The sequence below is a fragment of the Microbacterium sp. CFBP 8794 genome (assembly GCF_014841235.1).
Lineage (GTDB): Bacteria > Actinomycetota > Actinomycetes > Actinomycetales > Microbacteriaceae > Microbacterium.
Window position 1 is genome coordinate 1 of sequence record NZ_JACYTT010000014.1, and the last position, 345, is coordinate 345.

Here is a 345-nt window from a genome sequence, read left to right on the forward strand (position 1 = left end):
GGGGCTTTGGCGGTGACGGTGATGGTGGCGATGGTGCGGAATCCGCCGACGCCGTTGCCGAGTGAGTCTTTGAGGGGGAATAGGTCGATCGTCCAGGTCCCGGGGGCCGCGGTGGCGGGGAAGGTGATGGTGCGTTTCCAGGTGCCGTTCGTGGCGGTGCCTGCGGCGAGGTCCATGCCCCCGAATCCCGCGCTTTGGTCGGTTTCGTTGCTGCTGGCGGAGATGGTGGGGGTGCTGACCCCGGAGGGGTCGCTGGCTTTGACCGTGACGGTGATGGTCTTATCGCCGGTGGAGGGGCTCACGGTCGTTTTGTCGACGGACCCGCTGATAAAGATCGGACCCGTG

The 345-nt window shown here is 66.1% G+C and carries 1 protein-coding gene; it reads right to left on the bottom strand.

The features are described 5' to 3' along the window. On the bottom strand, nt 1–302 hold a 302-nt coding region (locus tag IFU19_RS16425; RefSeq protein ID WP_191927028.1), incomplete at its 3' end, for a hypothetical protein. Nucleotides 303–345 lie beyond the last annotated feature (43 nt).